The organism is Rhodovulum sp. FJ3, assembly GCF_032918305.1.
In the GTDB taxonomy this organism is placed as follows: Bacteria; Pseudomonadota; Alphaproteobacteria; order Rhodobacterales; family Rhodobacteraceae; genus SAT37.
In genome coordinates, this window is the sequence record NZ_JAWJUU010000002.1 from 282,333 (window position 1) to 301,008 (window position 18,676).

Genomic DNA, 18,676 nt, shown 5'->3' on the forward strand with positions numbered 1-18,676 from the left:
GCAAGGCCCAGCGTGTTCAAAACGCGTTTCGAACAGTTTCAATAGATCGGCGGTATTTGGCCGAGCAGGGGGCAGATATGCGCACCGTGATTTTCGACCTTGATGGCACTTTGGCCGATACCAGCCGCGATTTGATCGACGCGGCGAACGCCTGTTTTGTGGCCTTGGGGCATGGTGCGCCTTTGGACCCTGTGGCGGATGCGGCAACGGCGTTTCGCGGGGGGCGGGCGATGCTGACCCTTGGGTTCGAGCGGGTCCTGCCCGAGTTCACCGAAGGCGACATTGACCGAGAACATCCGATCTTTCTGGATCATTACGCGCGCGATCTGGACCGGCATACGCGCATGTACGACGGTGCGGTCGCGGCGGTCGAACGTCTGCGCGCGGCCGGTGTTCGTGTGGGCGTCTGCACGAACAAGCCCGAGGGGCTGGCGCAAGAGTTGCTGACGCGTCTGGGGGTGCGGGATCTGTTTGGCTCGCTCATCGGGGCGGATACATTGCCGACGCGCAAGCCCGACCCCGCGCCCTATGTCGCCTCGGTCCACGGGGTGGGCGGCGATGTCGCGCAAAGCATCCTGATCGGGGACACGATCACGGATCGCAAAACCGCCGCCGCCGTGGGTATCCCCTGTGTTCTGGTGACTTTCGGCCCGACGGGACGTGCGGTGGCCGACCTGAACCCCGAGGCATTGCTGGATCACTATGACGATCTGGATGGCATCGTGGACCGCCTGATCCCCGCAGGTGCGTGATGGAGCGGTTCACCGGCGCCTTTACCCAACAGGAGCCCATCCCCGAGGCGGGGATTGAGGCCGCGATTGCGGTGATGCGCGGCGGACGCCTGCACCGTTATAACACCATCGGGGATGAGGTGGCCGAGGTCGCCCTGTTGGAACAGGAATTCGCCGCCTATACCGGCGCGAAATTCGCGCTGGCCGTGGCGTCGGGGGGCTATGCGCTTGGGGCGGCATTGCGGGCCGTTGGCGTTTGCGCGGGCGATCCGGTTCTGACCAACGCGTTCACATTGGCCCCAGTGCCCGGCGCGATTGCCGCCGTGGGCGCGGTGCCGGTGTTTGTCGATGTGACCCGCGATCTGGTGATTGATCTGACCCATCTGGAACGGATGATCGGCGAAACCGGCGCGCGGGTTTTGATGTTGTCGCATATGCGCGGGCATCTTTGCGACATGGACGCGCTGATGGCGATTTGCGATGCGAACGGTGTTCAGGTGATTGAGGACTGCGCGCATACCATGGGGGCGGCGTGGAACGGCGTGCCCTCGGGGCGGCACGGCGTCATCGGGTGCTATTCGACGCAGACCTATAAACACATGAATTCGGGCGAGGGCGGGTTCCTGATCTCGGATGATCCCGAAATCATGGCGCGCGCGATCCTGTTGTCGGGGTCCTATATGTTATACGACCGCCATCTGGCCGCGCCCGCGCCCGAGGTGTTTGAGGCGCTGCGCATGGAAACACCCAATGTGTCGGGGCGGATGGACAACCTGCGTGCGGCGATCCTGCGTCCCCAGTTGCGGGATATCGAGACACAGGTGGATCGTTGGAACGCGCTTTATCGCACTGTTGAGGCGGGGTTGGAAAACACACCGGGCCTTAGCATCATCACCCGCCCGCCGCAGGAACGCATCGTTGGGTCGTCCATCCAGTTCCTGCTGGACGGTTGGGATGGGGACCGCGTGGTTGAGGTGATCAACCGCTGTGCCGCGCGAGGGGTGGAGCTCAAATGGTTCGGCGCGGCGGATCCGGTGGCCTTTACCTCGCGCTATCAGCACTGGCGCTATGCCCCGTCGCAGGACCTGCCCCAAACCGACGCGGTTCTGGCGGGGCTGATCGATATGCGCCTGCCCCTGACGTTCAACACCGAGGACTGTGCCCTGATCGCGCGCATCATTCGCGCCGAGGTCAGCGCGGTCTATCAGTCGGCCTGACCCACCCTAGAAACACGCATTGGACGTGGCGTCACACCCCACAGGGTGATTGACCCGAGTCGGTTTTGGCGATTAAATGAACACATGTTCAATAAAGCGGTCGGGGAGGTCGCGATGTTTAACGCCACCATGACATTCGATTTGGGTGAAGACGTCGGCGCGCTGCGCGAAATGGTGCACCGCTGGGCGCAGGAACGCGTGCGCCCGATGGCCGCTAAGGTCGATCAGGACAATTGCTTTCCGGCCGAGCTGTGGCGCGAGATGGGCGAACTGGGCCTGTTGGGGATCACGGTCGATCCCGAATATGGCGGCTCTGGCATGGGCTATCTGGCGCATACGGTCGCGGTTGAGGAAATCGCGCGCGCCTCGGCCTCGGTCAGCCTGTCCTACGGCGCGCATTCGAACCTCTGCGTGAACCAGATCAAGCTGAACGGCACGCCCGAGCAAAAGGCGAAGTATCTGCCCGGTCTGGTGTCCGGCGAACATGTCGGCGCCTTGGCCATGTCCGAGGCGGGCGCGGGGTCGGACGTTGTGTCCATGGGCCTGCGGGCCGAGAAAAAGAACGGCTATTACACGCTAAGCGGGACGAAATACTGGATCACCAATGGGCCGGATGCGGACACGTTGGTCGTCTATGCGAAAACCGATCCCGAGGCGGGCAGCCGCGGCATCACCGCCTTTATCGTTGAAAAGTCGATGAAAGGTTTTTCGACCAGCGCGCATTTCGACAAGCTGGGGATGCGGGGATCGAACACGGCGGAGCTGATATTCGAGGACGTCGAGGTGCCGTTTGAAAACGTCCTCGGGGATGAGGGCAAAGGCGTGCGCGTTCTGATGTCGGGTCTGGATTTCGAACGGGTGGTTCTGTCGGGCATCGGCACCGGCATCATGGCCGCCTGTCTGGATGAGGTGATGCCCTATCTGGCCGAGCGCAAACAGTTCGGGCAGCCGATCGGGAACTTTCAACTGATGCAGGGCAAGATCGCCGATATGTATACCAAGCTGAACTCGGCCCGCGCCTATGTCTATGAGGTCGCCAAGGCCTGTGATCGCGGCGAGGTCACCCGCCAAGACGCAGCCGCCTGTGTTCTTTATGCCAGCGAAGAGGCCATGACCGTCGCCCATCAGGCGGTGCAGGCCATGGGCGGAACGGGGTTCATGAACGACACCCCCGTCAGCCGCATTTTCCGTGACGCCAAGCTGATGGAGATCGGCGCGGGGACGTCCGAAATCCGCCGGATGCTGATCGGGCGCGAATTGATGGGCGCGATGCAATAAGGTGGCCGCGCAACGGCTCAACACGGGCCGCACAGTCCCCGAACCACAGGAGCATGGCCTATGAAACATGGCTTGATCATCGCGCTTAGCCTATTTGCGAGTGAGGCCGTCGCACAGGACGACGTCGTCTTTCACAGGGAATTGGTCCAGCAATGTTTTGACAAGGCGCGGTCCTATGGTGGCTCGGACAGCTGCATCGGCAGCGCGGCGGACCTGTGCATGGAGCAAAACGAGGGCGGTTATAGCACCTACGGTATGAGCTATTGCATCTCGCTTGAGTCCGAGTGGTGGGATGAGATGTTGAATTTCGAATACTCGCGCGTGCTGAGCGAGGCGGCGTTTCTGGACGGCGAGTTGTCGGAGGACCTGCCATCCGTGGCCGAGGCCCTGCGCGAGATGCAGCGCGCGTGGATCACCTACCGCGATGCGTCCTGCGCCTTCGAGGCCGCGCAGTGGGGCGGGGGCACGGGCGCAGGTCCGGCCTATAATGGCTGTGTGATGCGCCTGACCGCCGAGCAGGCCATCACCCTTGGCGGATCGTTTGTGGATTTCTGATGATCGCTAGGGGCGCATATCCCCCTGCCGCGCAGGCACGAAAAAGGGGCCGCAGTTGCCTGCGCCCCCTGTGCCTGTCCCGTTGGGCGGGATCAGAATTTGCGCACGTAGCTAAAGCTATAGACCAGCGGGTCAATGTTAGTGGTGCCAATCGGTGCGCCGTTCAGACGGGCGTCGCTATCGATGTCGATATAGCGCAGCGTGGCGCGAACGGCGTCCTTGTCCGACAGGGCGTAATCCACGCCGACCTGCGCCGCCAACCCGAACGAGTCGTCCAGCGCGACGTTCCCCAGCGCCGAGTTCTCCTCAAAGAAGGTCGTGTAGTTCACACCGACGCCGACGTAGGGGGTCCATTTGCTGTCATTGGCAAAGTGGTAGTTCAACGACAGGGTCGGGGGCAGCTGTTTCGTGGTCACGTCACCCACGCCCGAAATGGTCGCGCGGTGCTTGAACGGGGTCGCGGCAAGCAGTTCGATCCCCAGATTGTCCTTGATGAAATATTCTGCGGTAAAGACGACGGCGGTGCCGCTATCGACGTTGGTCGGCTGACCGGCAAGGGTGCCGTTGCCGCTTGTCGGATCAACGGTGCCGACACCGATGCCAACGGTGATATCGCCCGCGGATTGGGCGAGGGCCATCGGTGTGCTCAGGGCCAGAGCGCTCAACGCGGCGAATGCGAGATGTTTCATTGTGTTACCTTCTTGTTTTTCGCGCAGCCCCTTGTTGCGCCGCATCCCGCGCGGAACTTTGACCTGTATCAACCGCGCCATCACAAACGCGCGATGTCGCGCCCAATTTTCCCCGATGTGAGTGAGGATCGACTGTGAAACTGACCTCTCAGATTCTGACCAGTTCTCAGGACTTTCAGGACAACCACGCCGCCAATTTCGCGGCGCTGGAAACCGTGCAAGAGGCCGCGGCATTGGCCGCCGACGGGGGCGGGGCGCGGGCGCGTGATCGTCACACCGCGCGGGGCAAGATGTTGCCGCGCGACCGGATTGCCGCCCTCTTGGATCGCGGTAGCCCGTTTCTAGAGGTCGGCGCGACCGCCGCGCATGGGCTATACGACGGGGCCGCGCCCTGTGCCGGTGTTGTCGCGGGGATCGGGCGCGTTATGGGCCAAGAGGTGATGATCCTGTGCAATGACGCCACGGTCAAAGGCGGGACCTATTTCCCGATGACCGTGAAAAAGCACCTGCGCGCTCAAGAGATCGCCGAGGAATGCGAACTGCCTTGTATCTATCTGGTCGATAGTGGCGGCGCGAACCTGCCCAATCAGGATGAGGTCTTTCCCGACCGCGACCATTTCGGACGGATCTTTTACAATCAAGCACGGATGAGCGCCAAGAACATTCCCCAGATTGCTGTGGTCATGGGCTCCTGTACGGCGGGCGGGGCCTATGTGCCTGCGATGTCGGATGTGACCATCATTGTGCGCGATCAGGGCACGATCTTTCTGGCCGGTCCGCCCTTGGTCAAGGCCGCCACGGGCGAGGACGTCACCGCCGAGGATCTGGGCGGGGGCGATGTGCACACACGCCTGTCCGGCGTGGCCGATTATCTGGCCGAGGATGACGCGCATGCGCTGGCCCTTGCGCGCCGTGCGGTGGGCAACCTGAACCGCGCCAAGCCGTCCACCGTGGTTCTGCAACCCTCCGAGGAACCGGCCTATGATCCCGCCGAACTGCTTGGCGTGGTGCCCCGCGATCTGCGCACGCCTTATGACTGTCGTGAGGTGATCGCGCGTCTGGTGGACGGGTCGCGCTTTGACGAATTCAAACCGCGCTTTGGCGAAACCCTTGTCTGTGGATTTGCCCATGTGACCGGCATGCCCGTCGGGATCATTGGCAACAATGGCGTGTTGTTTTCCGAGGCCGCCCAAAAGGGCGCGCATTTCGTAGAGCTGTGCAGCCAGCGCGGCATCCCCTTGGTGTTTTTGCAAAACATCACCGGTTTCATGGTCGGGCGACAGTATGAAAACCAAGGTATCGCGCGCCACGGCGCAAAAATGGTGACCGCCGTCGCAACCACATCCGTGCCGAAAATCACCATGCTGATCGGCGGCTCCTTCGGGGCGGGAAATTATGGCATGTCGGGGCGCGCGTATCAGCCTCGGTTCCTGTGGACATGGCCCAACAGCCGTATTTCCGTCATGGGCGGGGAACAGGCGGCGGGAGTTCTAGCCACGGTCAAACGCGCCGCGATCGAACGCGCGGGCGAGGAATGGAGCACCGAGGAAGAGGCGGCGTTCAAACAGCCCACCATCGACATGTTCGCCGAACAATCCCACCCGCTCTATGCCTCGGCGCGGCTGTGGGATGACGGGATCATCGATCCGCGCAATAGCCGCACAGTTCTGTCGCTCAGCCTGTCCGCCGCGCTCTGCGCCCCGATTGAAAGGACGAATTTCGGTGTCTTCCGCATGTAATTCCGCACCCAAGGGCCGAAACCGAACAGGGGAGCGTGCCGATGTTTGACCGTATCCTGATTGCCAACCGTGGCGAAATCGCCTGTCGCGTCATCGACACGGCCCGCCGTTTGGGCGTTGAAACCGTGGCTGTCTATTCCGACGCGGACAGGGGCGCGCGTCATGTGGAAATGGCGGATAGGGCCGTGGCGCTTGGCGGGAACCTCCCGTCCGAGAGCTATCTGATCGGGGAGCGTATCATTCAGGCCGCGTTGGACACGGGCGCGCAGGCGATTCATCCGGGCTATGGGTTTTTGTCCGAAAACCCCGATTTCGTCGCGGCGGTGCAGGCGGCGGGACTGGTGTTTATCGGTCCCGATCCCGACGCGATCCGCCTGATGGGTCTCAAAGATGCGGCCAAGGCGCATATGGCTGCCGCCGGTGTGCCGGTTGTACCCGGCTATCACGGCGATGATCAGGACCCCGCGTCGCTGGCCGCGCGTGCAGATGAGATCGGCTATCCCGTGCTGATCAAGGCCGTTGCGGGCGGCGGGGGCAAGGGGATGCGCCGCGTCGATACGCCGGACGCCTTTGCCGCCGCTCTGGCCGCCGCACGGCGTGAGGCCGAGGGCGCGTTCAACAACCCCGACGTCCTGATCGAACGCTATGTGACCCAGCCGCGTCATATCGAGGTTCAGATCTTTGGCGATGGGGTGAACGCGGTTCATCTTTATGAGCGCGATTGTTCCCTGCAACGCCGCCATCAAAAGGTGATCGAAGAGGCCCCCGCGCCGGGCATGACGCCCGAGATGCGCGCGGCCATGGGGCAGGCCGCGGTGCGCGCCGCCGAGGCCGTGAACTATCGCGGGGCCGGTACCGTCGAATTCATCGTCGACGGGCAGGGCGGTCTGCGCCCCGACGGGTTCTGGTTCATGGAGATGAACACCCGCCTGCAGGTCGAACATCCGGTGACCGAGGCGATCACGGGCATCGACCTTGTCGAATGGCAATTGCGCGTTGCCGCCGGTGAGGGCCTGCCGATGGCGCAAGAGGACATCCCCCTGACCGGCCACGCGTTTGAGGCGCGTCTTTATGCCGAGGACGTTCCGGCGGGGTTCTTGCCCGCCACAGGGCGGATTGATCACCTGCGCTGGCCCACCAGCGCGCGGATCGACACCGGTATTCGCGCGGGCGATGAGGTGTCGCCGTTCTATGACCCGATGCTGGCCAAGGTCATCACCCACGGCGCAACCCGAGACATTGCCCTGCGTCAGATGCGCCGCGCCTTGGCGGGGACCGAGGTTGCGGGATGCGTGACCAATATCGGCTTCCTCGGGGCGCTCTGTGCCCATGACGGGTTTTCCGCAGGGCAGGTCGACACGGGCCTGATTGACCGTGATCTGGACGCGCTGGTCGGTGCGGCGGGGGCGGATGTCACCGACACGCTGGCCGCCGTGATCGCCCTGTGCACTGATGAAATGGGGCAGGGGCCGCATACGGGCTTTGCCCTGTGGGGACCGGTGGCGCAACCTGTGACCCTGATCATCGGTGACGATACCATTATGGCCCGCGCCGCGATCCACAGTGCCGCGCGCATTGACATCACGCTGGACGACACGACCCATACCGCGACCCGAACCGCGTCGGGATGGACGGTGGATGGCGCGCCACTGCCCGCCGCCACCGTCACGGGCGACCGGATCACCGTGTTCACGCCCGCGCGGCCCGTGTTTACCCGTCCCGATCCACTGGCCCGAGACGCGGGCGCGACGGGGTCCGATGTGATTGAGGCCCCCATGCCTGGCCTGATCCGCGCGGTGATGGTTGCCGCCGGTGACACGGTCCATGCGGGTCAGGATCTGGTGATCCAAGAGGCGATGAAGATGGAGCACACCCTGACCGCATGGCGCGACGGCGTGATTGCCGAGGTTTTGGTCGCGACCGGCGATCAGGTCATCGGCGGCGCGCCGTTGATCCGTCTGGAACCCGAGGATGCGGCATGAGCATCACCCTGCATCATGTGGCCCAAGCACGGTCCTTTCGCGTTCTCTGGGCGCTTTGCGAATTGGGGGTGGATTTCACCGTTGAACAGCATTCGTTTTTCGACGGATCGCTACAGGGCGAGGCGTTTCGCGCCAAATCGCCCGCCGCCCGCGTGCCCGCGCTTGACCTCCACGGACGCACCTATTTCGAGAGCGGCGCGATCTTGGAACTGCTGGCCGAAACATTTGACGGGGGGCTTGGCCGCGCGGTCGGGTCGGAGCATCGCGGCGCCTATCTGGAATGGCTGCATTTCGGCGAAACCATGGGCCAGCATCTGGCCAACCTGACCCAACACCACATCATCCTGTTCGAACCCTCAATGCGCAGCCCGACGGTCATGCGGCTTGAGGCCAAGCGACTGGCAAAATGCATCGGCGCGGTTGTGGGCGCGGTGGGGGATCAGGCGTACCTTTTGCCCGACGGGTTTAGTATGGCGGACATCGCGGTGGGTTACGCGTTGTGGATTGCGCAGCGGTTTGTCGATCTGGCGGAAATTGACGGCGCGGCGGCCTATCTGGATCGCCTGACCGCGCGGCCCGCGTTTCAGGCGGCGCTGACCCGCGATGGCGCGGCGCAGATTTACACACAGGATTTCTATCCGCCCCCGCCCAAGGAGGCCCCAAATGCCTGAACCCGTTGAAATCGTTGAGGTCGGCCCGCGCGACGGGCTCCAGAACGAAAAGCGCGTGATCGCGACCGAGGACAAGATCGCCCTGATCGACCTCTTGTCCACCGCCGGTTTTGCACGGATTGAGGCCGCCAGTTTCGTCAGCCCCAAATGGGTGCCGCAAATGGCCGACGGGGGTGCGGTGATGGCGGGGATCTCGCGCGCGGACGGTGTGCGCTATATGGCCCTGACGCCGAATATGCAGGGGTTTGAACGGGCACTGACCGCGCAGGTCGATCAGGTGGCGATCTTTGCTGCCGCGTCCGAGGGGTTCAGCCGCGCCAATATCAACGCCACGATTGACGAGAGCCTGACGCGCTTTGCCCCCGTGATGTCGGCGGCGCGCGATCACGGCATTCCCGTACGCGCCTATGTGTCCTGTGTCACCGATTGCCCCTATGACGGGCCCGTTGCGCCGGGTGCCGTCGCGGATGTCGCCACCCGTCTGTTGGACCTTGGCGCGGTCGAGATCAGCCTTGGCGAGACATTGGGACACGGCACGTCCGAGGCCGTCGATGCGATGTTGACGGCGGTGACCAAACGCGTCCCTGCGGACCTGTTGGCGGGGCATTTTCATGACACGGGCGGCGTGGCCTTGGCCAATATCGACGTGGCCCTGTCCCATGGCGTCCGGATTTTCGACGCGGCGGTCGGCGGTTTGGGCGGCTGTCCTTATGCCAAAGGCGCCAAGGGCAATGTCGCGACCGAACGGGTGATGCGCCATCTGGAGGCGGCGGGATATACCACCGGTCTGCGTCCCGATGTCGTGGATCAGGCCGCAGAGATGGCGCGCGCCATGCGCGGAAAGGACAGTGAATGACCCATCCCCTTGAGATCGAGATTGACGACCGTGGCGTCGCGACGGTGACGATGACCGACACGGATCGTCACAACGCCCTGTCCGAACCGATGATGGACGCGCTGTCCGATATGGCAGCGACGGTGGGTCAAAACCCCGATGTGCGTGCGGTGATCCTGACCGGCGCGGGCAAGAGCTTTTGTGCGGGCGGGGATCTGGCATGGATGCGTGCCCAGTTCGAAAAGGGCGAGGCCGCCAAAGAGGCCGCCGCGCGCAAACTGGCCGATATGCTTCAGGCGCTGGACAGGATGCCCAAGCCGTTGATCGGGCGCATTAACGGTCAGGCGTTTGGCGGCGGTCTGGGCCTGATGTCGATCTGTGACGTGGCGATTGGCCTGTCTGGGTCAAAGTTCGGCTTTACCGAAACCCGCCTTGGTCTGACCCCCGCCACCATCAGCCCCTATGTCGTTGCACGGATGGGCGCGGCCAAGGCGCGGCGCGTGTTCATGTCGGCCCGCCTGTTTGACGGGGACGAGGCCGTGCGCCTGAACCTGCTGACCGAGGCGGTCGATGATCTGGCCATCCTTGATCAACGTGTCCAACACGAGGTCGAGCCGTATCTTTCTTGTGCACCCGGTGCCGTGGCAGATGCCAAAGCTTTGATCCATGCCCTCAGCCGTCAGATTGATGACGCTGTGATTGCGCATACCGTCGCAGCCTTGTCCGAGCGTTGGGCCGATTCCGAGGCCCAAGAGGGCATCAACGCCTTCTTTGATCGGCGAAAACCCCAGTGGAATAAGGGCTAATCCGACCTTTTGACCGGTTGTACGACCAAGGGCGTAGGGCGGATATGCCGCGCTGGGGCGAGTCGCCGCATGCGACATTCTTTCCGCTTTCCTTCGCACGCAATTGCATACTTTGTTGGATAACCCCGTGATTTAAGGGTTTTTCACCTGTCGCGTTTGGTTGACCCCGGCGCGGCACGGGGGTAAACCCTGCGTAGCAAAACGGCCGTAACGGCCTGCACGCCAAAAGGAGTTGCGCCACATGGACGACCTTCTCAGAGAGTACCTTCCGATCCTCATTTTTCTGGGAATGGCTGTGGCCCTTGGCCTCGTCCTGATCCTGGCTGCTTTGGTTCTGGCGGTACGTAACCCTGACCCCGAAAAAGTATCCGCGTTTGAATGTGGCTTTAACGCCTTTGACGATGCGCGGATGAAATTCGACGTCCGGTTCTATCTGGTCTCGATCCTGTTCATCATTTTCGACCTTGAAATCGCGTTCCTGTTCCCGTGGGCGGTGTCGTTTGGCACGCTGACGACGGTCGGGTTCTGGTCGATGATGGTCTTCCTCGGGGTTCTGACCATCGGCTTTGCCTACGAATGGAAAAAAGGAGCCCTGGAATGGGAGTGAGCACATCCGCCAACACCGCCGGCGTTGATATGGAACACGCCACCCAGTCTCTGAACAAAGAGCTGCAGGATAAGGGCTTTCTGCTGACCTCGTCCGAGGACATCCTGAACTGGGCGCGTACCGGTTCGCTGCACTGGATGACCTTTGGTCTGGCCTGCTGCGCCGTTGAGATGATGCACACCTCGATGCCGCGCTATGACGCCGAACGGTTCGGGATTGCGCCGCGTGCCTCCCCGCGTCAGTCGGACGTGATGATCGTTGCGGGCACGCTGACCAACAAAATGGCACCCGCGCTGCGCAAGGTCTATGACCAGATGCCAGAGCCCCGTTATGTAATCTCGATGGGGTCCTGCGCGAACGGTGGTGGTTACTATCACTATTCGTACTCGGTCGTGCGTGGCTGTGACCGCGTTGTGCCTGTCGATATCTATGTGCCCGGCTGTCCTCCGACGGCAGAGGCGCTGCTTTATGGTCTGCTGCAGTTGCAGCGCAAAATTCGCCGTACCGGCACCATTGTGAGGTAACGCGGGATGAGTGACGCCCTGAAAGAACTGGGAACCCATCTGGAGCTCAAGCGCCACGAATGCGTTCTGTCGTGGTCGGTTGAGTTTGACGAGCTGACCATCGACGTGGCTCCGGCGAACATCGTTCCGTTCGTCGAGTTCCTGAAGACCGACGCAAGCTGCAAGTTCTCGACGCTGGTGGATATCACCGCCGTGGACTATCCCGACCGCGATGCGCGCTTCGACGTCGTCTATCACTTCCTGTCGATGTACCAGAACCAGCGTATCCGCCTGCGCTGTGCCGTGCGTGAGGGCGACATGATCGCCTCGATCACCGAGGTGCACCCGTCGGCCAACTGGTTTGAGCGCGAAGTGTTCGACATGTTCGGCATCCTGTTCTCGGGTCACCCCGACATGCGCCGTCTGCTGACGGACTACGGCTTCCGTGGCTATCCGCTGCGCAAGGATTTCCCGACGACCGGCTACACCGAGGTCCGTTACGACGAAGAGCAAAAGCGCGTCGTCTACGAACCCGTCAGCCTTGTTCAGGAATACCGCCAGTTCGACTTCCTCAGCCCGTGGGAAGGCGCGAAATACGTCCTGCCCGGCGACGAGAAGACGGAGGCCTGATCGTGATCGCACGCCCCATGGCATGTTTGGCTGATCTGCGCGCAACCGCATGGCACTTGCCCTGCGGTGCGGTGCGTTCGGCCACCTGCGGGGGGCGTGTGTGATGGGCGAGGCAACGTTGATGTTTGGCGTCGGTGCGACCAAGGCGGGGACCAGCTGGCTCTATCGCTATTTGGCCGATCATCCCGAATGTCACCTGCGCAGTATCAAGGAATTGCATTTCTTTGACGCGCTGGACACCGGCAAGGTCGAGCAGCAGATGAAGGGTCTTGAGCGTCAAAAGATGCGTCTGGAACTGCGTCAGGCCGGTGGGACCACCCACGGCATGGTTCAACGCGCCGCGCGTCTGGCCGATATCGAGGAATACCAGCGCGCCCTGACCAGCGGCAGCGAACAGGCCTATCTGGCCTATCTGAACGGTGGTCGCGGCGATCAACGCCTTATTGCTGACATAACTCCGGCGTATGGGCTGTTGTCAGTGGGGCGTCTGAAAAAGATGGCCAAAATGGCGTCGACGGTACGATTTGTCTATTTGATGCGGGACCCGGTCAGCCGGATGTGGTCGCATGTCCGCATGTTGGCCAAGCGCCGCGCGGACACGGACGCCGAGATCCCTGCGCTCTGCAATCAGATTTTGGACGATGTTCTGGCCGGTCAGAAACAGGACGTTGTGCGCCGTGGCGACTATCAATCCGTGATGGGCCGCCTGCAAAAGGCGCTGAACCCTGCGGCGTTGTTCACCGCCTTTTACGAAGAGATGTTCACGCAACAGACCATGTCGCGTCTGTGTGCGTTTCTGGGCCTGTCGGACCGGCCCGCCGATTTTTCGCAGCGCGTGCACGAAGGTGCATCCGTCGCGATGACTGATGAGCAGAAGGGCCGCGCGGCGGCGTTTCTCAAACCACAATACGACTTTGTCGAAGCCTGCTTTGGCCGTTTGCCCGAGCAATGGGCCGCCAACAGGGTAGGGGTGTAGGATCATGGACGGAAATTTTGACGATGTACTGAGCGGCGAGCAGAAAATTCGCAACTTTAACATCAACTTCGGGCCCCAGCACCCTGCGGCCCACGGCGTGTTGCGTCTGGTTCTGGAACTGGACGGCGAGATCGTGGAACGGGCCGACCCGCATGTTGGCCTGCTGCACCGTGGCACCGAAAAGCTGATGGAGAGCCGCACCTATCTCCAGAACCTGCCCTATCTGGACCGTCTGGATTACGTGGCCCCGATGAACCAAGAACACGCTTGGTGTCTGGCCATTGAAAAGCTGACCGGCACGGTTGTTCCGCGCCGCGCGTCGCTGATCCGCGTTCTGTACTCGGAAATCGGTCGTATTCTGAACCACCTTCTGAACGTCACCACGCAGGCGATGGACGTTGGCGCGCTGACGCCGCCGCTGTGGGGCTTTGAAGAGCGTGAGAAACTGATGGTGTTTTACGAGCGCGCCTGTGGTGCCCGTCTGCACGCCGCCTATTTCCGCCCGGGTGGTGTTCACCAAGACCTGCCGCCGCAGTTGATCGAGGACATCGACCAGTGGGCCAAGGAATTCCCGCGCGTTCTGGACGATATCGACGGGCTGTTGACCGAAAACCGGATTTTCAAACAGCGGAACGTCGACATCGGTGTTGTGACCGAGGAAGACATCCAGAACTGGGGCTATTCGGGTGTTATGGTCCGTGGCTCGGGTCTGGCGTGGGATTTGCGTCGTGCGCAACCCTATGAATGCTATGACGAATTCGACTTTAACGTCGCAATCGGCAAGAACGGCGACTGCTATGACCGCTATCTGGTCCGCATGGCCGAGATGCGCGAAAGCATCAAGATCATCCATCAGGCCTGTGAAAAGCTGCGCAATGAGCCGGGCGATGTTCTGGCGCGGGGCAAGCTGACGCCGCCCAAACGTGGCGACATGAAAACGTCGATGGAATCGCTGATCCACCACTTCAAACTCTACACCGAGGGCTTTCACGTGCCCGCTGGTGAGGTGTATGCCGCCGTTGAGGCGCCCAAGGGCGAATTCGGCGTCTATCTGGTGGCCGACGGGACCAACAAACCCTATCGCGCGAAACTGCGCGCACCGGGTTTCCCGCATCTGCAATCGATGGATTACATCGCTAAGGGCCATCAGCTGGCCGATGTGTCCGCCATTATCGGGACCATGGACATCGTGTTCGGAGAAATCGACCGGTGATCACCACGTCCCAACATAAGTTTCACCAAGGGTGGGGGCCCTTTGGAACCGCAGATATGAAAGCGCGGTTCTCCGTAACCGGAGTACGACCCATGACGAAACTTGCTAAAATTACTGCTGTGTGCATCGCGCTGATGCCGGCTGTGGCTGTGGCACAAGACACGACCACCGACGGCACCACCGAGGTCATCATCCCGACCGACGACGAGTTGGAAATGTTCCGCGTCGCCATCACGGATGTGGGCTGCACCATTGCGGACGAAGAAACCGCCCTGACGGTCGAAACCGCGACCGCCTATGACGAGGCGACGCTGGACGCGATCGTGCAACAGCTGCGCGTATACAATGAAATCGTTGATGCATCCGAAGAGGGTGGCATCACGCTTGTGACAGGAGATTGTGCCGTCTAATGCTCCGCCGACTGCATCACGAACAACCCGATAGCTTTGCGTTCACGCCGGACAACCTGGCGTGGGCCGAGGCTCAGATCACGAAATATCCCGAGGGACGTCAGGCCAGCGCGGTCATCCCGTTGCTCTGGCGCGCTCAGGAACAAGAGGGCTGGCTGACCCGTCCGGCGATTGAACATATCGCCGAGATGCTGGGCATGGCCTATATCCGTGTTCTCGAGGTTGCGACCTTTTACTTCATGTTCCAACTGTCGCCGGTTGGCTCTGTGGCCCACGTTCAGGTTTGTGGCACGCTGTCGTGCATGATCTGTGGTGCCGAGGATCTGATCGCGGTCTGTAAAGACAAGATCGCGGACAAGCCCTTTGCCCTGTCGGCAGATGGCAAATTCTCGTGGGAAGAGGTCGAATGTCTGGGCTCGTGCTCGAACGCGCCCATGGTGCAGATCGGCAAGGATTACTATGAGGATCTGACCGCCGAGAGCTTTGCCGACATTCTGGATCGTCTGGCCAAGGGCGAAGTGCCCGTGCCCGGTCCCCAGAACGGTCGTTACGGTTCGGAGCCGCTGTCGGGTCTGACCTCGCTCAAGGAATTCGAGAGCGGTCGCAAGCAATACAACGCCTCGGCCCAACTGGCCGTGGACATCGGTGACACGGTGAAGCGCATTCAGGGTGACGAGGTGCCGTTGCTGGCCCCGTGGAACGCCCAGAACGGCGCGGCCGCAGTGGCCGAAAAACCGGCAGCAAAGAAGGCTGCGGCCAAACCGGCGGCGAAACCTGCTGCGAAAAAGGCCGAACCCAAGGCCGAAAAACCGGCACCCGCCGCCAAGGCCGAACCCGCCACCGCCGAGGGCACCCGCCCCGAAGCGTTGGACGCGGCGCGCGACGGCAAGGCCGATGATCTGAAAATGATCAAGGGCGTGGGTCCGAAACTGGAACTGATGCTCAACGAGTTGGGCTTTTACCACTTTGACCAGATTGCCGCGTGGAGCGCGGATGAGGTGGCTTGGGTCGACCAGAACCTGAAGGGGTTCAAAGGTCGTGTCAGCCGCGACAACTGGGTCGAACAGGCGACCACGCTGGCCGCTGGTGGAACGACGGAATTCGCATCGCGCGTGAAAAAGGGCGATGTTTACGACTAAGCGATGATGTGGGGGCTACACGTGTCGCAACGCTTGACCATGGCCGGGACCTGTGCCCGGCACCACGCCGAACCCCGCGCCGCAATGGCGGGGCAGGGCACGTGGGTCGGCAGTGACGCGGTTTCCCTGCATCCGGTGGAACACGGAGGCGCAGATGTCTGAGGATGACAAACGCGCCGAAGCGATCCGCCGCCAAGGCCGCACTGCGGCCATCGTGATTGCCGGTGCCATGTTGCTATGGATGCTGGCGCAATTTCTTGGGGCAAAACTGGGCATCGCGCCTCGGTTTATGTTCCTGATCGACATGGCCACGCTGGCTGCCTTTTTCTGGGCGCTTGTGGTGACCTACCAGATTTGGCGCCTGCGCCGGACCAATTGAGGATTTGACATGCTGAAGGACGAAGACCGTATCTTCACCAATATCTACGGGATGGATGACCGCACCTTGGCGGGTGCGCGCCGTCGTGGGCATTGGGACGGCACCGCCGATATCATCAAGAAGGGGCGGGAGTGGATCGTCGACGAGATGAAGGCCAGCGGCCTGCGTGGACGTGGCGGTGCGGGCTTTCCCACCGGTCTGAAATGGTCGTTCATGCCCAAAGAGAGCGACGGTCGTCCGCATTATCTGGTGGTGAACGCCGATGAATCCGAGCCCGGCACCTGTAAAGACCGCGAGATCATGCGCCATGATCCGCACACCCTGATCGAGGGCTGCTTGATCGCAAGTTTCGCGATGGGCGCGCACGCCGCCTATATCTACATCCGTGGCGAATACATCCGTGAGCGCGAGGCGCTGCAGGCCGCGATTGACGAGGCCTATGATGCGGGTCTCTTGGGCAAGAACGCCGCCGGTTCGGGTTGGGACTTTGAACTGTTCCTGCACCACGGTGCGGGCGCCTATATCTGTGGTGAGGAAACCGCCCTGATCGAGAGCCTTGAGGGCAAAAAGGGCATGCCGCGGATGAAGCCGCCGTTCCCTGCCGGTGCCGGTCTCTATGGCTGTCCGACCACAGTGAACAACGTTGAATCGATTGCCGTTGCCCCGACCATCCTGCGTCGCGGCGCAAGCTGGTTCTCGGGTTTTGGCCGTCAGAACAACGCGGGCACCAAGCTGTTCGCGATCTCGGGTCACGTCAACAACCCCTGTGTCGTAGAAGAGGCGATGTCGATTTCGTTCGAAGAGCTGATCGAAAAGCACTGTGGCGGGATCCGCGGCGGCTGGGACAACCTGCTGGCCGTCATTCCGGGTGGCTCGTCGGTTCCTTGCGTGCGCGGTGAGCTGATGAAAGACGCGGTGATGGATTTCGATTACCTGCGCGGTGAACTGGGTTCGGGCCTTGGCACGGCGGCGGTGATCGTCATGGACAAATCGACCGACATCGTCAAAGCGATCTGGCGTTTGTCCAAGTTCTACAAGCACGAGAGCTGTGGCCAGTGTACGCCTTGTCGCGAAGGCACGGGCTGGATGATGCGCGTGATGGACCGTCTGGTGCGCGGCGAGGCCGAGATCGAAGAGATCGACATGCTGTTTGACGTGACCAAACAGGTCGAGGGTCACACGATCTGTGCTCTGGGTGACGCGGCTGCATGGCCGATCCAGGGTCTGATCAAGAACTTCCGCGGTGAGATCGAGGATCGCATCAAAGCGCAAAAAGCAGGCCGCATTTCGTCGGTCGCCGCCGAGTAATCCAAAGGGACACCTGAACCGATGCAGCCGACCGGCCACCATCTTGCGGAACTGAACATCGGGCGTCTTTTGGCGCCGATCGATGATCCGCGCGTGGCTGACTTCAAGAATAACATCGATCGGGTGAATGCGGCGGCGAAACGGATGCCGGGCTTTGTCTGGATGATGGAAGGGTCGGGCGAACCGAACACCGGCAACACCGACACCTGTCTGGACGGCGATCCGCAGGCGGTCACGAACCTGTCGGTCTGGGAAGATGTGGCGACGTTTGAGACCTTTGTGTTCAACACCTTGCACAAGCAAATCTATGATCGCCGCGCCGAGTGGTTCGAGATCATGGAACCGGCGCATTTCGTCATGTGGTGGGTGCCCGCCGGGCACCGCCCCACATTGGACGAGGCCATGGCCCGCCTGACCCAACTGCGGGACAAGGGCGACAGCGATCAGGCCTTTGGCTGGCGGTATCTCAAGGATCAGGCGACCCTGTGGCAGGCGAAATCCTGCGCGGAGGCCGCAGAATGAGCCGCTGTTATTGCATATCGGGCTGCCGCGCCCCCACCTCCTTTCTGACGAAAGGAGTGTTGGTATGAAAACACTGATCAAACACCTGTTCGCGGCCTCGGCCGTCTTTGCGATCAGCGCGGCCAATGTCGCCGCCGCCGCAAGCGCGCTGCGCGAACATGAGGAAATCAATCGGGGGCTGGTCGTGATCGCCGCGGGCGACATGATTCAGGAAAACTGTGCGACCATTTCGCCCCGGATGATCAAGGCCTTTGCCTTTGCGCAAAGCCTGCAATCGCTGGCCCGTAAGGACGGGTTCAGTGACGACGAAATCGATGCCTTCGTGCGTGACAAGGTTGAAAAGAACCGCGTCAAGGGCTTGGCGCTGGACTATCTGGTGGCCAACGGGGTCAAACCGGATCAGCCCGCGACCTATTGCACGGTGGGATTGTATGAAATTGAACGAAACAGCCAGATCGGCGTGTTGCTGAAAGCGAAGTGAGACCA

The 18,676-nt window shown here is 61.8% G+C and carries 22 protein-coding genes; 21 read left to right on the forward strand and 1 reads right to left on the reverse strand.

Annotated features, from left to right (window positions below):
* Positions 1 to 77 precede the first annotated feature (77 nt).
* The 4 genes from R1W00_RS06335 to R1W00_RS06350 all read left to right on the forward strand — a co-directional run bounded on the left by R1W00_RS06335 (position 78) and on the right by R1W00_RS06350 (position 3,781).
* Complete coding sequence (locus R1W00_RS06335; RefSeq protein ID WP_317261887.1) at positions 78 to 752, forward strand: HAD hydrolase-like protein; 675 nt, start codon at positions 78 to 80, stop codon at positions 750 to 752.
* Positions 749 to 1,948, forward strand: coding sequence for a DegT/DnrJ/EryC1/StrS family aminotransferase (locus tag R1W00_RS06340; RefSeq protein ID WP_317261888.1), 1,200 nt, complete (start codon positions 749 to 751; stop codon positions 1,946 to 1,948). Before R1W00_RS06335 ends, R1W00_RS06340 begins: the two co-directional genes overlap by 4 nt.
* A 114-nt stretch (positions 1,949 to 2,062) precedes the next feature.
* Complete coding sequence (locus R1W00_RS06345) at positions 2,063 to 3,226, forward strand: isovaleryl-CoA dehydrogenase (protein WP_317261889.1); 1,164 nt, start codon at positions 2,063 to 2,065, stop codon at positions 3,224 to 3,226.
* A gap of 60 nt (positions 3,227 to 3,286) precedes the next feature.
* Entirely contained in the window at positions 3,287 to 3,781 is a 495-nt protein-coding gene (locus tag R1W00_RS06350) for a lysozyme inhibitor LprI family protein (protein WP_317261890.1), read from the forward strand.
* 92 nt (positions 3,782 to 3,873) lie between these two features.
* On the opposite strand, the gene R1W00_RS06355 is transcribed toward R1W00_RS06350, so the two are convergent.
* Positions 3,874 to 4,470, reverse strand: coding sequence for an OmpW/AlkL family protein (locus tag R1W00_RS06355; protein WP_317261891.1), 597 nt, complete (start codon positions 4,468 to 4,470; stop codon positions 3,874 to 3,876).
* A 134-nt stretch (positions 4,471 to 4,604) separates the two neighbouring features.
* On the opposite strand from R1W00_RS06355, the gene R1W00_RS06360 reads away from it, so the two are divergent.
* From R1W00_RS06360 to R1W00_RS06440, 17 genes are all read left to right on the forward strand, one after another.
* On the forward strand, positions 4,605 to 6,209 hold the full coding sequence (locus tag R1W00_RS06360) for a carboxyl transferase domain-containing protein (protein WP_317261892.1): 1,605 nt from the start codon (positions 4,605 to 4,607) through the stop codon (positions 6,207 to 6,209).
* A 41-nt stretch (positions 6,210 to 6,250) separates the two neighbouring features.
* Positions 6,251 to 8,191, forward strand: coding sequence for an acetyl/propionyl/methylcrotonyl-CoA carboxylase subunit alpha (locus tag R1W00_RS06365; RefSeq protein WP_317261893.1), 1,941 nt, complete (start codon positions 6,251 to 6,253; stop codon positions 8,189 to 8,191).
* Positions 8,188 to 8,862, forward strand: a complete 675-nt coding sequence (locus R1W00_RS06370) for a glutathione S-transferase family protein (RefSeq protein ID WP_317261894.1) — start codon at positions 8,188 to 8,190, stop codon at positions 8,860 to 8,862. Before R1W00_RS06365 ends, R1W00_RS06370 begins: the two co-directional genes overlap by 4 nt.
* Positions 8,855 to 9,718 carry a hydroxymethylglutaryl-CoA lyase gene (locus tag R1W00_RS06375; RefSeq protein ID WP_317261895.1) on the forward strand — a complete coding sequence of 288 codons (864 nt, stop codon included), beginning with the start codon at positions 8,855 to 8,857 and terminating at the stop codon, positions 9,716 to 9,718. Before R1W00_RS06370 ends, R1W00_RS06375 begins: the two co-directional genes overlap by 8 nt.
* The gene (locus tag R1W00_RS06380) at positions 9,715 to 10,503 is read left to right on the forward strand and encodes a crotonase/enoyl-CoA hydratase family protein (protein ID WP_317261896.1); all 789 of its coding nucleotides are present in this window, start codon (positions 9,715 to 9,717) and stop codon (positions 10,501 to 10,503) included. The genes R1W00_RS06375 and R1W00_RS06380 overlap by 4 nt, the downstream gene beginning before the upstream one ends.
* Before the next feature lie 241 nt (positions 10,504 to 10,744).
* On the forward strand, positions 10,745 to 11,110 hold the full coding sequence (locus R1W00_RS06385) for an NADH-quinone oxidoreductase subunit A (RefSeq protein ID WP_317261897.1): 366 nt from the start codon (positions 10,745 to 10,747) through the stop codon (positions 11,108 to 11,110).
* The gene (locus tag R1W00_RS06390) at positions 11,101 to 11,634 is read left to right on the forward strand and encodes an NADH-quinone oxidoreductase subunit B family protein (protein ID WP_317261898.1); all 534 of its coding nucleotides are present in this window, start codon (positions 11,101 to 11,103) and stop codon (positions 11,632 to 11,634) included. Before R1W00_RS06385 ends, R1W00_RS06390 begins: the two co-directional genes overlap by 10 nt.
* A 6-nt stretch (positions 11,635 to 11,640) precedes the next feature.
* Positions 11,641 to 12,243, forward strand: a complete 603-nt coding sequence (locus R1W00_RS06395; RefSeq protein ID WP_317261899.1) for an NADH-quinone oxidoreductase subunit C — start codon at positions 11,641 to 11,643, stop codon at positions 12,241 to 12,243.
* Between the two features lie 103 nt (positions 12,244 to 12,346).
* Positions 12,347 to 13,219, forward strand: coding sequence for a sulfotransferase (locus R1W00_RS06400; RefSeq protein WP_317261900.1), 873 nt, complete (start codon positions 12,347 to 12,349; stop codon positions 13,217 to 13,219).
* Positions 13,220 to 13,223: 4 nt separating this feature from the next.
* Positions 13,224 to 14,432: an NADH-quinone oxidoreductase subunit D gene (locus tag R1W00_RS06405; RefSeq protein WP_317261901.1), complete on the forward strand. Its 1,209-nt coding sequence runs from the start codon at positions 13,224 to 13,226 to the stop codon at positions 14,430 to 14,432.
* Positions 14,433 to 14,524: 92 nt separating this feature from the next.
* Positions 14,525 to 14,842, forward strand: a complete 318-nt coding sequence (locus R1W00_RS06410) for a hypothetical protein (protein ID WP_317261902.1) — start codon at positions 14,525 to 14,527, stop codon at positions 14,840 to 14,842.
* A complete protein-coding gene (locus tag R1W00_RS06415; protein WP_317261903.1) occupies positions 14,842 to 15,981 on the forward strand; it encodes an NADH-quinone oxidoreductase subunit E in 1,140 nt (379 codons plus the stop codon). Before R1W00_RS06410 ends, R1W00_RS06415 begins: the two co-directional genes overlap by 1 nt.
* Positions 15,982 to 16,002: 21 nt before the next feature.
* Complete coding sequence (locus R1W00_RS06420; RefSeq protein WP_317261904.1) at positions 16,003 to 16,143, forward strand: hypothetical protein; 141 nt, start codon at positions 16,003 to 16,005, stop codon at positions 16,141 to 16,143.
* Complete coding sequence (locus R1W00_RS06425) at positions 16,136 to 16,360, forward strand: DUF5337 domain-containing protein (protein ID WP_317261905.1); 225 nt, start codon at positions 16,136 to 16,138, stop codon at positions 16,358 to 16,360. Before R1W00_RS06420 ends, R1W00_RS06425 begins: the two co-directional genes overlap by 8 nt.
* A 9-nt stretch (positions 16,361 to 16,369) precedes the next feature.
* Positions 16,370 to 17,668, forward strand: a complete 1,299-nt coding sequence (gene nuoF / locus R1W00_RS06430) for an NADH-quinone oxidoreductase subunit NuoF (protein WP_317261906.1) — start codon at positions 16,370 to 16,372, stop codon at positions 17,666 to 17,668.
* 21 nt (positions 17,669 to 17,689) lie between these two features.
* Positions 17,690 to 18,190, forward strand: coding sequence for a DUF3291 domain-containing protein (locus tag R1W00_RS06435; protein ID WP_317261907.1), 501 nt, complete (start codon positions 17,690 to 17,692; stop codon positions 18,188 to 18,190).
* A 64-nt stretch (positions 18,191 to 18,254) separates the two neighbouring features.
* The gene (locus tag R1W00_RS06440) at positions 18,255 to 18,671 is read left to right on the forward strand and encodes a DUF5333 domain-containing protein (RefSeq protein WP_317261908.1); all 417 of its coding nucleotides are present in this window, start codon (positions 18,255 to 18,257) and stop codon (positions 18,669 to 18,671) included.
* Positions 18,672 to 18,676: the final 5 nt, after the last annotated feature.

Excerpts from the sequence above, each read along its gene's own strand:
- R1W00_RS06335 (WP_317261887.1), top strand. The coding sequence starts at position 78 with ATGCGCACCGTGATTTTCGACCTTGATGGCACTTTGGCCGATACCAGC.
- R1W00_RS06345 (WP_317261889.1), top strand. The coding sequence starts at position 2,063 with ATGTTTAACGCCACCATGACATTCGATTTGGGTGAAGACGTCGGCGCG.
- R1W00_RS06350 (WP_317261890.1), top strand. The coding sequence starts at position 3,287 with ATGAAACATGGCTTGATCATCGCGCTTAGCCTATTTGCGAGTGAGGCC.
- R1W00_RS06355 (WP_317261891.1), bottom strand. The coding sequence starts at position 4,470 with ATGAAACATCTCGCATTCGCCGCGTTGAGCGCTCTGGCCCTGAGCACA.
- R1W00_RS06365 (WP_317261893.1), top strand. The coding sequence starts at position 6,251 with ATGTTTGACCGTATCCTGATTGCCAACCGTGGCGAAATCGCCTGTCGC.
- R1W00_RS06370 (WP_317261894.1), top strand. The coding sequence starts at position 8,188 with ATGAGCATCACCCTGCATCATGTGGCCCAAGCACGGTCCTTTCGCGTT.
- R1W00_RS06375 (WP_317261895.1), top strand. The coding sequence starts at position 8,855 with ATGCCTGAACCCGTTGAAATCGTTGAGGTCGGCCCGCGCGACGGGCTC.
- R1W00_RS06380 (WP_317261896.1), top strand. The coding sequence starts at position 9,715 with ATGACCCATCCCCTTGAGATCGAGATTGACGACCGTGGCGTCGCGACG.
- R1W00_RS06385 (WP_317261897.1), top strand. The coding sequence starts at position 10,745 with ATGGACGACCTTCTCAGAGAGTACCTTCCGATCCTCATTTTTCTGGGA.
- R1W00_RS06390 (WP_317261898.1), top strand. The coding sequence starts at position 11,101 with ATGGGAGTGAGCACATCCGCCAACACCGCCGGCGTTGATATGGAACAC.
- R1W00_RS06395 (WP_317261899.1), top strand. The coding sequence starts at position 11,641 with ATGAGTGACGCCCTGAAAGAACTGGGAACCCATCTGGAGCTCAAGCGC.
- R1W00_RS06400 (WP_317261900.1), top strand. The coding sequence starts at position 12,347 with ATGGGCGAGGCAACGTTGATGTTTGGCGTCGGTGCGACCAAGGCGGGG.
- R1W00_RS06405 (WP_317261901.1), top strand. The coding sequence starts at position 13,224 with ATGGACGGAAATTTTGACGATGTACTGAGCGGCGAGCAGAAAATTCGC.
- R1W00_RS06410 (WP_317261902.1), top strand. The coding sequence starts at position 14,525 with ATGACGAAACTTGCTAAAATTACTGCTGTGTGCATCGCGCTGATGCCG.
- R1W00_RS06415 (WP_317261903.1), top strand. The coding sequence starts at position 14,842 with ATGCTCCGCCGACTGCATCACGAACAACCCGATAGCTTTGCGTTCACG.
- R1W00_RS06425 (WP_317261905.1), top strand. The coding sequence starts at position 16,136 with ATGTCTGAGGATGACAAACGCGCCGAAGCGATCCGCCGCCAAGGCCGC.
- nuoF (WP_317261906.1), top strand. The coding sequence starts at position 16,370 with ATGCTGAAGGACGAAGACCGTATCTTCACCAATATCTACGGGATGGAT.
- R1W00_RS06435 (WP_317261907.1), top strand. The coding sequence starts at position 17,690 with ATGCAGCCGACCGGCCACCATCTTGCGGAACTGAACATCGGGCGTCTT.
- R1W00_RS06440 (WP_317261908.1), top strand. The coding sequence starts at position 18,255 with ATGAAAACACTGATCAAACACCTGTTCGCGGCCTCGGCCGTCTTTGCG.